18 protein-coding genes are annotated in these 14603 nt (G+C 59.8%); 13 read left to right on the forward strand and 5 right to left on the reverse strand.

The features are described from left to right. Positions 1-116: 116 nt before the first annotated feature. The 6 genes from rnr to ONZ54_RS03580 all read left to right on the forward strand — a co-directional run bounded on the left by rnr (position 117) and on the right by ONZ54_RS03580 (position 6385). Positions 117-2510 carry a ribonuclease R gene (gene rnr, locus ONZ54_RS03555; RefSeq protein ID WP_021138596.1) on the forward strand — a complete coding sequence of 798 codons (2394 nt, stop codon included), beginning with the start codon at positions 117-119 and terminating at the stop codon, positions 2508-2510. Beyond that, complete coding sequence (rlmB, locus tag ONZ54_RS03560; protein ID WP_005313416.1) at positions 2507-3256, forward strand: 23S rRNA (guanosine(2251)-2'-O)-methyltransferase RlmB; 750 nt, start codon at positions 2507-2509, stop codon at positions 3254-3256. Before rnr ends, rlmB begins: the two co-directional genes overlap by 4 nt. 9 nt (positions 3257-3265) lie before the next feature. Beyond that, complete coding sequence (locus tag ONZ54_RS03565; protein WP_271787479.1) at positions 3266-3832, forward strand: Crp/Fnr family transcriptional regulator; 567 nt, start codon at positions 3266-3268, stop codon at positions 3830-3832. 55 nt (positions 3833-3887) lie between these two features. Then, complete coding sequence (locus tag ONZ54_RS03570) at positions 3888-4337, forward strand: GNAT family N-acetyltransferase (protein WP_087756473.1); 450 nt, start codon at positions 3888-3890, stop codon at positions 4335-4337. Between the two features lie 217 nt (positions 4338-4554). After that, complete coding sequence (locus ONZ54_RS03575; protein WP_017411977.1) at positions 4555-5415, forward strand: DMT family transporter; 861 nt, start codon at positions 4555-4557, stop codon at positions 5413-5415. 133 nt (positions 5416-5548) lie between these two features. Continuing rightward, entirely contained in the window at positions 5549-6385 is an 837-nt protein-coding gene (locus ONZ54_RS03580) for a DMT family transporter (protein WP_087756472.1), read from the forward strand. 45 nt (positions 6386-6430) lie between these two features. Here ONZ54_RS03580 and ONZ54_RS03585 read toward each other — a convergent pair whose 3' ends face one another. Beyond that, complete coding sequence (locus tag ONZ54_RS03585; RefSeq protein ID WP_087756471.1) at positions 6431-7279, reverse strand: alanyl-tRNA editing protein; 849 nt, start codon at positions 7277-7279, stop codon at positions 6431-6433. Positions 7280-7386: 107 nt separating this feature from the next. Beyond that, positions 7387-8610 carry an Nramp family divalent metal transporter gene (locus ONZ54_RS03590; protein WP_271787480.1) on the reverse strand — a complete coding sequence of 408 codons (1224 nt, stop codon included), beginning with the start codon at positions 8608-8610 and terminating at the stop codon, positions 7387-7389. Between the two features lie 237 nt (positions 8611-8847). Here ONZ54_RS03590 and rpsF point away from each other — a divergent pair, with 237 nt between their 5' ends. From rpsF to ONZ54_RS03610, 4 genes are all read left to right on the forward strand, one after another. Next, on the forward strand, positions 8848-9237 hold the full coding sequence (gene rpsF, locus ONZ54_RS03595; protein ID WP_005313395.1) for a 30S ribosomal protein S6: 390 nt from the start codon (positions 8848-8850) through the stop codon (positions 9235-9237). Between the two features lie 30 nt (positions 9238-9267). Beyond that, positions 9268-9498 (forward strand): 30S ribosomal protein S18, encoded by a 231-nt coding sequence (rpsR, locus tag ONZ54_RS03600; protein WP_005313392.1) that lies wholly within the window; start codon positions 9268-9270, stop codon positions 9496-9498. A 49-nt stretch (positions 9499-9547) separates the two neighbouring features. Then, positions 9548-9994, forward strand: coding sequence for a 50S ribosomal protein L9 (gene rplI / locus ONZ54_RS03605; protein WP_005313386.1), 447 nt, complete (start codon positions 9548-9550; stop codon positions 9992-9994). A 112-nt stretch (positions 9995-10106) separates the two neighbouring features. Next, complete coding sequence (locus ONZ54_RS03610) at positions 10107-10850, forward strand: ferredoxin--NADP reductase (RefSeq protein WP_271787481.1); 744 nt, start codon at positions 10107-10109, stop codon at positions 10848-10850. Between the two features lie 51 nt (positions 10851-10901). On the opposite strand, the gene ONZ54_RS03615 is transcribed toward ONZ54_RS03610, so the two are convergent. Together ONZ54_RS03615 and ONZ54_RS03620 are read right to left on the reverse strand one after the other, a co-directional pair. Beyond that, on the reverse strand, positions 10902-11258 hold the full coding sequence (locus ONZ54_RS03615) for a hypothetical protein (protein ID WP_271787482.1): 357 nt from the start codon (positions 11256-11258) through the stop codon (positions 10902-10904). 19 nt (positions 11259-11277) lie between these two features. Further along, a complete protein-coding gene (locus ONZ54_RS03620) occupies positions 11278-11571 on the reverse strand; it encodes a hypothetical protein (RefSeq protein ID WP_174218916.1) in 294 nt (97 codons plus the stop codon). A 258-nt stretch (positions 11572-11829) separates the two neighbouring features. On the opposite strand from ONZ54_RS03620, the gene ONZ54_RS03625 reads away from it, so the two are divergent. Beyond that, entirely contained in the window at positions 11830-12828 is a 999-nt protein-coding gene (locus ONZ54_RS03625; protein ID WP_271787483.1) for a Preprotein translocase subunit SecY, read from the forward strand. Between the two features lie 52 nt (positions 12829-12880). Here ONZ54_RS03625 and ONZ54_RS03630 read toward each other — a convergent pair whose 3' ends face one another. After that, a complete protein-coding gene (locus tag ONZ54_RS03630; RefSeq protein WP_162265158.1) occupies positions 12881-13048 on the reverse strand; it encodes a hypothetical protein in 168 nt (55 codons plus the stop codon). A 44-nt stretch (positions 13049-13092) separates the two neighbouring features. Here ONZ54_RS03630 and ONZ54_RS03635 point away from each other — a divergent pair, with 44 nt between their 5' ends. Next, on the forward strand, positions 13093-14088 hold the full coding sequence (locus ONZ54_RS03635; RefSeq protein ID WP_271787484.1) for an NADP-dependent oxidoreductase: 996 nt from the start codon (positions 13093-13095) through the stop codon (positions 14086-14088). A 68-nt stretch (positions 14089-14156) separates the two neighbouring features. Beyond that, positions 14157-14594, forward strand: a complete 438-nt coding sequence (locus ONZ54_RS03640; protein WP_021138609.1) for a YqaA family protein — start codon at positions 14157-14159, stop codon at positions 14592-14594. The last annotated feature ends 9 nt before the right edge of the window (positions 14595-14603 follow it).

The following is a 14603-nucleotide window of genomic DNA, read 5'->3' on the forward strand; positions in this document are numbered from 1 at the left end:
TGCCTGCAAACTTTGCATAGTATGACAGAGAGATTGGCCAAAAGGCAGTCGATGGATGCCATTAGCTCCCCCCTTCGATATAATGTCTGCGTTACTACCTACCCTAAGGCCTGCTTATGTCTCAAAAAGATCCTTTCCTCCAACGCGAGGCCGAAAAATACGAAAACCCCATCGCCAGTCGCGAGATGCTGCTGGAGCTCATCAAGGGTCATGAAAAACCCATGACCCGCGAGGAGTTGGCCAAGGCCCTCAAGCTGACCGACGAAGAGCCGTTGGAAGCCTTGCGCCGTCGTCTGCGCGCCATGGAGCGCGATGGGCAACTGGTATTCACTCGCAACCAATGTTACGCCCTGCCGGATCGTCTGAATCTGGTAAAAGGGTATGTACTCGGCCATAAAGATGGTTTCGGTTTTCTGCGCCCGGAAGGTGGTGGACCGGATCTTTATTTGAATAACCGCGAGATGCAGCGCCTGATGCATGGCGACTATGCGCTGGTGCAACCGACCGAGATCGATCGCAAGGGTCGTCAGGAAGCGCGACTGGTACGTCTGCTCAAGTCTCGTGAAGCGGATATCGTCGGCCGTTACTTCGTCGAAAATGGCGTGGGTTTCGTGGTGCCGGATGACAGCCGTATCGGCCAGGACATCATAATCCCGGAAGGGGAAAACAAGGGCGCTCGCCAGAGCCAGGTCGTGGTGGTGCGTATCAACCAGCGCGCCAACTCCCGCATCAACGCGGTCGGTACCGTGCTGGACGTGCTGGGCGAGAACATGGCGCCGGGCATGGAGATTGAAATCGCCCTGCGTACCCACGGTATCCCGCATACCTGGCCGGAAGAGGTGACCAAAGAGGTTGCCGGTCTCGGCGAGCAGGTGCCGGAAAAGGCTAAAGAGGGTCGTATCGATCTGCGCGCCCTGCCGCTGGTAACCATCGATGGGGAAGATGCCCGCGACTTCGATGACGCCGTCTTCTGTGAAGCTAAGCGTGGTGGCGGCTGGCGTCTGTGGGTTGCCATTGCGGATGTTTCTGCCTATGTGAAGCCCGGCACTGCACTGGATGCCGAAGCGTATCAGCGCGGCAACTCCGTCTATTTCCCGGAATTCGTGGTGCCCATGCTGCCGGAGGTGCTCTCCAACGGTCTGTGTTCCCTGAACCCGCAGGTCGACCGTCTGTGCATGGTGTGCGAGATGACCATCTCCGCCGCCGGTCGCATGTCCGGTTACAAGTTCTACGAAGCCGTGATGAACTCCCATGCCCGGATGACCTACAGCAAGGTCGCGGCCATTCTGGATGGGGATCCCAAGCTGCGTCAGCAATATGACCCGCTGGTGGGCCACATCGAAGAGCTCAACAACCTCTACAAGGCGCTCAAGCACGCCCGTCACCAGCGTGGCGCAGTGGAGTTCGAGAGCGAAGAGACCCGCTTCATCTTCAACGCCCAGCGCAAGATCGACCAGATAGTGCCGCTGGTGCGCAACGACGCCCACAAGATCATCGAAGAGTGCATGATCCAGGCGAACGTGGCTGCGGCCCGTTACATCGAGAAGAACGAAGCCTCAGCCCTGTTCCGGGTGCACGACCGTCCGGGTGAAGAGCGCCTGACCGGTTTCCGTGACTTCCTGGCCGAACTGGGTCTGGAGCTCAAGGGCGGCCTCGAGCCCGAGCCGAAAGATTTTGCCGAGCTGGCCGCCAAGTTTGAAGGGCGCCCGGATGCCGAGCTGCTCTCCACCATGCTGCTGCGCTCCATGCGTCAGGCTGTTTATCAGGCAGACAATATCGGCCACTTCGGTCTGGCATTGAAGTCATATGCCCACTTCACCTCGCCGATCCGTCGTTACCCCGACCTTATCCTGCACCGTGCCATCAAGTATCAGGCGGCCAAGGAGCAGCAGCCCAACCTGCGCCACAAGTGGACCCCGAGCGGTGGTTATCACTACCAGCTGGAAGAAGTGGACCCCATGGGCGAGCACTGCTCCATGACCGAGCGCCGTGCCGACGATGCGACCCGCGACGTGGCCGACTGGCTCAAGTGCGAGTACATGCTGGATCACGTGGGTGACGAGTTTGACGGCGTCATCGCCAGCGTCACTGGCTTTGGTTTCTTCGTCCGTCTGGCGGAAATCCACATCGACGGTCTGGTCCACGTCAGCACCCTGACCAACGACTACTACCAGTTTGATCCCCTGCACATGCAGCTGATCGGCGAGAACTTCCGCCGTCGCTACCGTCTGGGTGACAAGGTACGCGTCAAGGTGATGGGCGTGAACCTGGACGATCGCAAGATCGACTTCGTGATGGTGGAAGAGCCGCTCCAGGCCACCGGCAAGAACGCCAAAGAGATGGCGCGCAAGCAGGCCGAGATCAAGAGCGAGAAAGCCAAGAGTGCCCAGCGCCACGAGAAACGCAAAGAGGGCAAGAATATCGGCAAATCCGACAAGGGTGGCCGTGCCAAGCCCAGCAACAGACGACCGAGCAAAAAGGCTCACGATAAGGCCAAGAGCACTAAATGAGTACTGAACTGATCTACGGCATTCACGCTGTATCCGCGCTGCTTGAGCGCACCCCGGAGCGTTTCATCGAAGTGTGGGCCCTCAAGGGCCGGGATGACGACCGGCTGCACCCCCTGTTGGCCGAGATGGAATCTCTCGGCCTCAAGGTGCAGAGCGTGAACCGCAAGACCCTTGATGACAAAGCGGAAGGCAACAATCACCAGGGCATCATGGCCAAGGTGATAGAGGCGCCCAAGCTGGCCGAGCACGACTTGGCCAGCCTGCTGGACAACTTGGCCGAGCAAAAGGCTCAACCCTTCCTGCTGGTGCTGGACGGGGTGACAGATCCGCACAACCTCGGCGCCTGCCTGCGCAGTGCCGATGCGGCCGGAGTCCATGCGGTGATAGTGCCGCGTGACAAGGCCAGCGGCCTGACCTCGGTGGTGCGCAAGGTTGCCTGTGGCGCCGCCGAAGTGGTGCCGCTTATCCAGGTCACCAATCTGGCCCGCAGTCTGCGGGAGTTGAAGGATCGCGGTGTCTGGATCGTCGGTACTGCCGGTGAAGCCGATCACGATGTCTATCAGGCCAAGCTGACCGGCCCCATGGCGCTGGTCATGGGCGCCGAAGGCAAGGGCATGCGCCGCCTGACTCGCGAACACTGCGACGAGCTGGTCAGCATTCCGATGGCGGGGGCTGTATCCAGTCTTAACGTCTCGGTGGCGACCGGTGTCTGTCTGTTCGAAGCCGTGCGTCAGCGTCGCGCTTAAGGGACCGGGATGGACAGACCCCCGTTCAGTCGGGATCAGGTCACAAATGAGCAGGAGGCCGCGGGCCTCCTCTCTTTTGCCCGGCCTTGGACCCTGAGCCCTCGTACCTGCCTCTGGCATGCCGGTGACAAGCCCGATCTGCTGGTCAAGGTGGAGCAGGGGCTGCTGCGCGCCAAGGTGGTGCTGGCGGATGGCCGCGAGTACATCAAGGAGTTCTATTGGGAGGGGGACGAGTTTATCGACTTCCACCATCTGCTCAGTGGTGAGCCCGCCCGCTACAGTGTGGAGGCGCTGGAGCCATGCCGCCTGCAACTCTTCAACCTGAGGGATTTGCGTCAGCTCCCTTGCTGGTCCGCCTGGTATCACCACTTGCTGGCGGTGCAGTTGCGTATCAAGGAAGAGAAAGAGCTACTGCTGTTGACCGAGAGCCCCCAGGCCCGTTATCAACACTTCCTGCACTGTTTCCCCGCGCTGGATGCCAGGGTGCCAGATCACCAGATCGCCGCTTATCTGGGCATCACCCCCATCAGCCTGAGCCGCATTCGCAAGCGGCTGAAGGATCTTAACAAAGGTTAATGCCTGCGCCCGCGCGGCTGGCTATGCTGCCTTTCTCGATGAGCAAGGAGTTCCCATGAACTGGTCCCTCAAATCTTTTGAACAACTCGACGTCAATGAGCTTTATGAATTGCTCGTGCTGAGATCCCGCGTTTTCGTGGTGGAGCAGACTTGCGTCTTCCTCGATCTGGATGGCGTCGACAAGTGTCCCGACGTGCAGCACCTGCTCGGCTGGCAGGATGGCGTGCTGGTGGCGTACGCCAGACTGATGGCACCTGGTGTCGCCAAGGCGAGTCAGGTGGTGATCGGCCGGGTGGTGACATCGCCGGAGGCCAGAGGCGACGGTCTCGGTCATCGACTGATGCAGCAGGCGTTGGTGGAGTGCGAACAATTGTGGCCCGGGGTCAGCATCTATCTGGGCGCTCAGGCACATCTGCAGGGTTTCTATGGTCGCCATGGCTTCACCGCCGTGGGTGAACCCTATCTGGAAGATGACATTCCCCACATTGGCATGACCTCGTCTTAATACCTTTAAAGCATAACAATGAAATTATTATGTCTTGAGGTAGTAAAGAAAACGGGTGCTCGACGCCATATTACTGGGTACCCTTTGAGTGATTAATCGGCAACCGTTGATGGATAGGTTTAAAAATGGTTTTTTATCCCATTAATACAAAACAAGATTCAGCAATTAAGCCGTTGAGCCATTTTATCTGCGTTCGTCACTCGAGTGGCTGTCGCTGATGGAGTTGTTGCGCAAGCGGTTCGCTCTGGACCTGCAAACCTTCGCCATCATCACTCTGGTACTGGGCAATCTGGCCCAGGCCTTCTCCGATGTGCTGGTCAAGCTGATCGGCCCCGGTTTCAGCCCCTTCCAATACATGTTCCTGCGCCAGCTGCTGACCCTGCTGGTGTTGCTGCCCTTTATGTTGAGAGTGCCGAGAGCGGCCTGGGGGCTGGGTGCCTGGAAATGGCACCTGCTGCGTGGCCACCTTTGCCTGCTCGGTGGTGGCGGCATGATGCTGGCGCTGACCCAGCTGCCGCTGGCCACGGCCAACGCCATCTTCTATGTCTCACCCTTGCTGACATTGCCGCTGGCGGCCTGGTTGCTCAAGGAGAAGATCAACTCCCGGGTCTGGTTGCTGGGGGGCATGGGGCTGCTTGGCGTCGTGTTCGTGCTCAAGCCGGGAGATTTCCATCTGGCGGGGCTGGGCGCGCTGGTGACCGCCTTCACTCTGGCGCTGTTCAATGTCACCGGCCGCAAGCTGCCTGCGGGGATCTCTGTGGTGGCGACCCTGTTCTGGGCAAACTTGCTGGCGCTGCCATTGACGGCTGGGTTGGCGGTGAATCAATGGCAGCCGGTGGACTGGCATCTGCTGGCACTGATCGGCGGCAGCGGCGTGATGCAACTGCTCTATCATGCCAGCTGCATCTACGCCTATCGGCAGGTGGAGGCCAACCGTATTGCTGCAACCGAATACTCAGGCCTGATGTTCGTGGTACTGATGGGGATCTGGCTGTTTGGCGAGATCCCGGCCTGGAACCTCTGGGTCGGGGTGAGTTTCATCTTGCTGGCCATCCATTGGCAGCGGCGTTTGCGCTAGCCCAGTCAACTTGACTCCATATGATAAACCGGCGGATGGCCGGTTTGTCATATGGGCAGCTTATGAAGCCTGTCTCGGTTGCCGCACAGGAAATCGGTTAGGCTTGGCGGCTTGTGATTATCGGAACCCTGTCATGACGCCAACCATCTTTGCGGCCATCTTGCTGGCCGCGCTCCTGCACGCCCTCTGGAATGCGCTGGCCAAACGCCAGGCCGAGGGGCGTGTCAGCGTGCTTCTTGTCTCCCTCTGTTCCGGGTTGTTTGCCGCCCCTTTCTTGCCGCTGGTCGGGCTGCCTGTGCCTGCCGAATACCCCTGGCTGGCGCTCTCCATCCTGCTGCATTGTGGCTATTGTCTGTTTCTCGGTCGGGCTTATCGGCTGGGGGAATTCGGCCAGATCTACCCGCTGGCGCGTGGCAGTGCGCCCTTGGTGACGTTGCTGTTCGGGGCTTTGTTATTGGGGGAAGTGCCGGGAGTGCTGGCGGTGGCGGGCGCTCTGGTGCTGGTGAGCGGTGTGCTGCTGATGGCCTGGCGCGGCGGCATCAAACTGGCGTCTGGGGCCCTGAGCGCCGTGCTGATCACGGCGCTGTTTACCGCAGCCTATACCCTCTCGGACGGGGCTGGTGCCCGCTCGGCCGGTGAGCCGGTGCGTTACACCCTCTGGCTGTTTGCCCTGACTGCGCTGATGATGCCACTGCTGATGCGCTGGCAGAGTCGCACCGCCTGGCGTGCGCTTGATCTTGCGGCGTGGCGTACCGGTGCGCTCGGCGGCGCTTTGTCACTGCTTGCCTACGGCATCGTCATCTGGGCCATGACCCAGGCGCCCATCGGGCTGGTGGCGGCGCTGCGCGAGAGCAGCGTGCTGTTTGCCGTGCTGCTCTCCTGGTGCTGGCTGGGGGAGAAACTGGGGCGGGTACGACTGTGCGCCGCCTTGGTGATCCTCTGCGGTATCTTGTTGATCCGTCTTGCCTGATCCCTGGCTGCATCAGACCGGGCGCTGCCCGGCCTGATGTTTGACTCAAGGGGTGACCAGAGTCGTCAGGGTAAAGCCCTCTTCGCAGGGGGCGAGCTGCACCCGCACCTGGCCCAGTTCGGCCAGTGTGGCCACATGGGTGCCGCCGCAGGGAATGGTCACCTCTTTACCTTCAAGCATGCAGTGCCAGTAGCGCGAGTCTATGATGGCCTCGCCAGCCCGGCTGCGGCGGATCTCGCCATTGGCCGCCAGCCAGTCTGCCAGCTGCTGGTTTACGCTGGTCTCTATCTGCGCCAGTTCCACCAACAAAGCGTCATTATTGACCCCCTTCTTGCGCAGACTCTTGCCGATACGGTACTGCTCCCGGGAGCCCATGGGCTCGACTCGCGAGGTCTGAATGGCGAGGCGGTCAAAGTCGGGCTGATCGAGTGCATCGCGCTCGCTCACCTCTTTGCGCCAGTAGGGGGTCAGCATCCGATTGAGGGCCAGCGCCGCCAGATGGCAGCCGCTGTGACCCAGACTTAAGGAGTGGCGGGCAGCGGCATCCACCTTCAGTTCAACCCGGGAGCCCACGGCCAGAGTGTGATGGCCTGCCAGGGGGTGCACGACCACGAAGGCCCACCCTTCGGCGCCCCGCTTGACCGGTATATCCTTGTCCACGAACAGTTCGCCCTCTGGGCTGATGGCGCCCATCCGGCAGGGGCCTACACTGGCGTCACCGCCATCCCAGCAAACCGTGCCCACATCCCCCGGTTGATCGGGCCAGAGATGGCTTTGCGGATGAAAGGGGGTGAGGTCGGTGACCAGCAGGCTGGTGTCGCCACTCTGGCAGAAGACCACGCTGGCCGGTTCATGATGATGGCCCAGCACGAAGCTGGCTCGGGTATGTTCCATGGATGGCTCCCGCTAATCGCAGATGAAAAGAGAGCAGCATACGCCAAAGCGCAGGCCGGCTCATTAACCTGGGTTAATGAACCGGCCTGAGGAGCGGGTCGTGAGCGCTAGATCATGGCGACCAGCAGGTAGGCGTTGAGGCCGATCACCAGCGCGACGATAAGGCGACCGACAGCCTGAGTCATCGGATGGTTGCGATACTCTCCCATCAGCGCCCGATCGCCGGTCAGGATCAGCAGCGGAATGAGTGCCAGCGCTATACCAAAACTGAGCACCACCTGGCTCAGCACCAGGATCTCGGTGGTATTGAGCCCCATGGCGATCACCACGAAGGCGGGAGCCATTGTGATGGCACGGCGTAGCCAGAGCGGTATGGTGAAACGCACGAAACCCTGCATTACTACTTGTCCTGCCAGGGTCCCGACCACTGTGGAGGAGATACCCGAGGCCACCAGGGACAGGCCGAACAGGGTGGCGGCGGCCTGCCCGAGCAAGGGAGTGAGAGTCTGGTAGGCAGATTCGAGTTCGGCCACCTGCTGGTTGCCAGAACTGTGAAAGGCGGCTGCCGCCATCGCCATCATGGCCAGGTTGACGAAGCCGGCTATGGTCATGGCAATGGCTACGTCTACCCGTGTGGTGTGAAGCCGCTGAGGCACTGTGCCCTGATCCTGGGTGTGCTGGGTCAGAGCCGAGTGCAGATAGATGACATGGGGCATCACGGTTGCGCCCAATACGCCAGCGGCCAGATAGACGGCATCGCTGTTGGGCAGGCCGGGGAAGAGGGCACCCTCCAGCAGGCTCGGCAGGTGGGGGCGGGAGAACACCAGCTCGACGATATAGGCCGCCGCCACGAACAGCAGCAGGCCGCCAACCACGAACTCAAGTGGTTTCTGGCCGCGGCTCTGCAGCATGAGAATGCCCCAGGTGACTACGGCCGTGATGCCGGCGCCTTCCAGCAGGGTAACGCCGAGCAGCAGCTTGAAGCCGACCGCAGCGCCGATGAATTCGGCCAGATCGGTTGCCATGGCGATGATCTCCGCCTGTACCCAGTAGGCCCAGACTGCCGGATTGGGCAGCCTGTCGCGTATGTGTTCCGCCAGGTTCTTGCCGGTAACGATGCCGAGCTTGGCAGAGAGGGTCTGCACCAGCATGGCCATCAGATTGGCCCATACCACCACCCACAGCAGCTGATAACCGAAAGTCGAGCCTGCCTGGATATTGGTGGCGAAGTTGCCCGGGTCTATATAGCCGATGGCGGCGATAAAGGCGGGTCCGAGCAGGGTCAGTTTGAATTTGCGGGCCGGAATGGCCGTGGTCAGCGCGGGTTGCATGGAAACACCCTCCATAAGATTATGGAGATAGAATAGATCTAAATGATAATTGTTATCAATTGATGTTTTGTATCATACCCATAGATAAAAACATCTGCGGTGGCCAGTTGCAGTGAGGGATGTGATTTCGTACAATACGCCGCCCTAGAAAGCAGCGTCTAAACACACCATACGTTCCTTGCCTCCGAGGTCTGGCTGCACCTGGGCGGAGGCTGAATTAATCCGTAAGGAGCTAAAATGCGTCATTACGAAATCGTCTTCATGGTTCATCCGGACCAGAGCGAGCAAGTACCCGGTATGATCGAGCGTTACACCGGTGCTATCACCACCGCGGGTGGTACTATCCATCGCATGGAAGATTGGGGCCGTCGTCAACTGGCTTACCCGATCGACAAGCTGCACAAAGCTCACTACGTTCTGATGAACGTGGAAGCAGAGCAAGCCGTTATCGATGAACTGGAAACCAACTTCCGTTTCAACGATGCCGTTATCCGCAACATGATCATGCGCACCAAGCACGCCGTGACTGAAGTTTCTCCGATGGCCAAGGCCAAGGAAGAGCGCTTCGTCCGTCGTGACGACGAGCGCCGCGAAGATACTGTTGAAGCAGCGTCTTCCGAAGAGTAATTCTGGATCACTGAATAGAGGATAAAGGCCATGGCACGTTATTTCCGTCGTCGTAAGTTCTGCCGCTTCACTGCCGAGAACGTTACCGAGATCGACTACAAAGATATCGTTACTCTGAAAAACTACGTCACTGAATCTGGCAAGATCGTACCGAGCCGTATCACCGGTACCCGCGCCAAGTATCAGCGTCAGCTGGCACGCGCCATCAAGCGTGCTCGTTACCTGGCTCTGCTGCCGTACACCGATCTGCACAACAAGTAAGAATCGGCCCGGCACTTAAGCCTAACTCAACTTCCATAGAGGAAAGGTAATGCAAGTTATCCTGCTCGACAAAATCGCCAAACTGGGCGGTCTGGGTGATCAAGTCGCTGTTAAAGCTGGCTACGCCCGTAACTATCTGATCCCGCAAGGCAAAGCCGTTATGGCTACCAAGGCCAACATCGAGACTTTCGATGCTCGCCGTGCTGAACTGGAAGCCAAACTGGCTGCCGGTAAAGCTGCCGCTGAAGAGCGCGCTGCCAAGCTGGGTGAACTGGCTGCTGTTGTTATCGCCTCCAAAGCTGGCGACGAAGGCAAGCTGTTCGGTTCCATCGGTACCCGTGACGTGGCTGATGCCATCACTGCTGCTGGCGTTGCTGTTGCCAAGAGCGAGGTCCGCATGGGCAACGTTCTGCGTAACACCGGCGAGTACGAAGTTGTTGTTCAGCTGCACGCTGACGTCAAAGCAACCGTACAAGTTCAGGTTGTTGCCCTGTAATAGCGATTCGCTGTTGCAAAAAAACCCGCGCATTTGCGCGGGTTTTTTTCTTTTTGAATCAAGAGGGGATCAAAGGGTAGAGTGAAGCTCTGTTCCTCTTGAGGAGATCCCTATGGCAGCCTGGGTCGAAGGTCGGGTCATCGAGCGTATAGAATGGACCCCCACCCTGTTTTCCCTGCGCGTGGCGGCAGAGCTTGCCCCCTACAAGGCAGGACAATTTACCAAACTGGCCCTCGCGCAGGGCGAGCGCCGCATCCAGCGAGCCTATTCCTTCGTCAATCCCCCCTCAGCCCCCTATCACGAATTCTATCTGGTCGAGATCCCGGACGGTGAGCTGACGCCATCTCTTGGCTCTCTGCAAGAGGGCGACACCCTGCTGGTGCAGTCTCAGGCCACCGGCTTTCTGGTCCTTGACGAGGTGCCGTCCGGTCGTGATCTCTGGTTGCTCTCCACCGGCACTGCCATAGGCCCCTTCCTCTCCATGCTGGCGGATGGCGAGGCCTTCGACCGCTTCGAGAACCTGGTGCTGGTGCATGGGGTGAGAAGAGGAGAAGAGCTTAGCTACCAGGGGCTGATCGCCAGCTTTGCCGAGCAGCACGGGGCGCGCTTTCATTATGTCCCCTTCGTCAGTCGCGAAGGGTGGCCAGGGGCAATGGCTGGCAGGATCCCGGCGGCCATCGCCGACGGGCGACTGCAGGCGCGAGTCGGGATCGCATTTTCACCCGAGCAGAGCCAGGTGCTTATCTGTGGCAATCCGGCCATGGTGAAGGAGACCCAGCAGACCTTGCTGGAGCTCGGGCTGGCCAAGAACCTGCGGCGAGCCCCCGGCAACATCAGTGCGGAGAATTACTGGTAACGAAATGAGCACTGGGGCCAGAAGCCCCTGCTGTATTGAGGAAAGGGACGGTCAGTTTTTCTTGCCGTTGCTCTTGCCGTTGCTCTTGTCCTTGTGTTTGTCGTGACCTTGTCCCGGGTTGTTGCCGCTGTGAATGCTGCGGTTGTAGTGATCCCGGTACTTGCCATCCATCTTGTCGCAGTTGAGTTTGATGCGGCCATCGCCAATATCGATATCCAGGCAGTGGTTCTGCCACCAGTCGTACTCTTTGTCATCCCAGTCGAGATCGATCTTGATGTCATTGCCGGAGATGTTGATGCCGTCGGCTCCTTTGGAGGGGGGCGCAGAAAAAGCGGTGCCCTGCACTACGAGCAGGGAGAGCAGCAGTGCGCTGCGGTTAATCGTGGGGTAGCGCTTGAATGGATTCATGGCAAGAATACTCCCGTTGTTACTGGCTACTCTGCTGGTTGACTTGGATCTCGTTGGTGCTGGGGGGCTGGTTGCGGTTTTCCTGATCGTCCAGATTGAGCCTTGCCTTGTTGCAATCGGCAGGAAGAGCGCCCCCGGTTTCAAGATCAAGGCAATCGGTTTGCGACCAGTTGAACTGCTTGTCGTCCCAGTCCAGATTGAATGTCAGCTCCTCAACGGAGAAGGTTGAGCCGCTATTTTCCTGGCGTTGTTGCGCAGCGGGGGCACCGCTCACCAGTAGTAGGGACAGCAGCATAGTGGTCGTTTTGTTCATGATGGCCTCGAGTAGTGACGATAGCGGATCAGTGTAGTCCTGCCGGGCTGAACCTGGGCGGAACCGCATATAACCACATAACGGGATTCAGTCAGGGGAGCGATTGTAGCGCGTCCCTGCTGCCGATTTGTTCGATTTGGTCGCACTCTGGGCAGCTGGTTCTCTATCTGAAGGATTTCAAGAGTTTGCCCTTCTCTCTGCGAGTCCGGCGACTATAATCGGCAGCCAACTTTTCCTGCACGGCATCCCCTCTTCACCATGACTACACAGGCTTCTGCCGTACTGCGCTACCCCAAGGGGTGGTTCGCACTGACCACGGTGTACAGTTTTACCGGGTTGGCCATTCTGGCCTCCATTGTCTTCTCCCTGCTGCTGTTTCTCTCCATCGATGACAACCCGTTGATGAAGTGGCTGTTCGGCGGCCTGGCCATCATCTTCGAACTTGGCAAGTTTTATGTCTGGTACGAATATGGCGAGTGCAAGGCGCGGCGGGATCTCGGCGGTGCCTTCTGGTCGCTGTTGTTCTACAGCGTGCTGGCGGCCATCTCCATCGGCGGCAGCATAGGTGGCATCAACAGTGCCACCAACACTGTGCTGAGTCAGCAGGCGCGACACGAGCGGGAGCTGGCCCGTTTCGACGAGCAGATCGCCAGCATAGAGCGCCAGATCCAGCTCAACGAGGAGGCGGCGCGCAAGTACATAGAGATGGCGCGGATCTCCAGCGGCGTCAGTGGCTTGCAGCAGGCCAACACCAAGCTCAGGTTGCAGCAGGATGAGTTGCGCCAGGAGCGTGACGCCAAGCCGGTCAACGAGCAATCCTCCATGCTGGGGCTGATGAGCAGCCTGGCGGACGGGGTGGGCATGAGCCTCAGTCAGGTACAGTTTCTGCTGGTTTGCTTCCTCTCCGTGCTGCTGGATGTGTTCGGTGCCTTCTTCGTCAGCCTGATTGGCGAGGAGAACCGCTTTCGCCGCATGTGGCATTGGCAGCAGGTACGGGAGCAGGCCGCCGCGCGGCAGGCCGAATTGGCGGCCACAGTGCCCATGGTGGCGAGCAAGCCGGAACCCGAGCCGGCTGTGGTGGCCCAGGTGCGCTCCGTGCTGGAGAGCGGCGAGCTCAAGTGCAGCAAGCGCTCGGTGGCGCAGGCCCTTTCGCTGTCGCTGGAGGAGGTGGACAGGGTATTCCAGCATCTGCTGGCGGAGGGGGTGCTGGGGCAGGGCAGCAACCGCCACTACCATCTCAGCTCGCAAGCCGGTTGAAATCAGGGCCACCTCGGGGTGGCCCTTCTTTTGCGACGTGAGCGGCGCCTGGCTAGTGAGTCAGCACCATCATCAGGCTGAGGAAAGCGGCCAGTCCGCCACCTATGCCGATGATCCAGTAAAACCCCTTGGCCCCCTGTTTGAGCGGGATGCGGAAGTAGAGCAGCAAGGCCCACCACCCCAGAGCCAGCAACAGAGGAATAAGAAACATTCGAGCCATGGTGTCCTCGCTGTTATTCTGTTGACCCTTGATCAATCAACAGGATGGATTGTGCAATGACGCAGCTACAGATTACCGCATTCGGCGACCCCTCGGTACTCAAGCTCAACCCTTCCCTCGATAAGGTGCCTGCAGAAGGGGAGGTCCGGGTGCGCATCTGCTTTGCGGGCGTCAATCCCATCGATGCCAAGACCCGCGCCGGCCTTGGCTGGGCGGCGGCCGAGAACAAGGACAAGTTGCCCTGGACACCCGGCTATGATGTGGCGGGCGTGATAGAGAAAGTCGGCCCTGGCGTCACGTCACTGGTAGAGGGTGATCAAGTGTGCGGCATGGTGGGTTTTCCGCTGGCGGGGGGCGCCTATGCCGAATCCGTCGTGGCGAGTGAGGGGGAGCTGATCAAGCTCGATGGCGTGCCCCTGGGACAAGGGGCTGCCTTGCCGCTGGCGGGCCTCACCGCCTGGCAAGGGTTGTTTGAGCACGGTGGCCTCAAGCCGGGACAGCGAGTGCTGATCCTGGCCGGTGCGGGCGGCGTGGGCCATCTGGCGGTGCAGTTTGCTGCTGCCGATGGTGCCGAGGTGGTGGCAACGGCCAGCCGCGACAATCACAGTTTCCTCCATAGTCTGGGGGCCAGTCAGATGGTGGATTATCACGACCCTGACTGGGTTGCCCAGATCGTCGATCACACCGGTCAGGTTGATCTGGTGCTGGATCTGATGGGGGGCGAGAGCGGCAAGGCGGCGCTGGCCTGCGTCAAGCCCGGTGGCAAACTGGTGACTGTGCCCACCATAACAGCCCAGCAGATCAAGGAGGCTGCGGGATCTGGCGTTGAGGTGCTCGGCATGCTGGTGCACCCCGACAGCAAGCAATTGGCCAAGATACTGATCCTGCTGCGTCAGGGGCAGGTACAGGTGACCGTCTCTGCCGAGTTTGCACTGGCAGACGGCGGGCTGGCCCATCAGGCCATCGAGGAGGGCCACGTTCGTGGCAAGCTGCTGCTGCGCATGCCTGCGGCCGAGCACGACCTCATAGGAAGGTCATGATGGCGGCCGTGCCTGATGGCCGACTGGGCCACCCAGCGTCGCCAGTTTGCTGCCTATGGTGATCTCCCATGAATGACCTGATGGAGATGGGGCTGGGCTGGCTGTTTTTGAGCGCCTTCACCTCCGCCACCCTGCTGCCTGGCAGCTCGGAGGTATTGCTGGGGGCCATGGCCGCCAAGGGGCAGTGGAGCATGACCAGCCTGCTGCTGTGGGCGACCCTGGGCAATACCCTCGGCTCCATGACCACCTGGTGGCTTGGCTGGCTCGCCACCTTCAAGAAAAAACCGGAAGATTTTCAAGGCCGTGGGGAACAAAAAGCCCTCGGCTGGCTCAAACAACATGGTCACTGGTGTCTGCTGCTGGCCTGGACACCCGTGGTCGGCGATGGTCTCTGTCTGCTGGCCGGTTGGCTGCGCCTCTCCTTCTGGCGCTCTCTCATCCTGATCGGGCTCGGCAAATTGTTGCGTTATGCCCTGATTTTTCTGCTGGCCAGTCATATTTTCTAGCCCTTTTCT

This window comes from Aeromonas salmonicida, assembly GCF_028355655.1.
Classification (GTDB): Bacteria; Pseudomonadota; Gammaproteobacteria; order Enterobacterales; family Aeromonadaceae; genus Aeromonas; species Aeromonas salmonicida.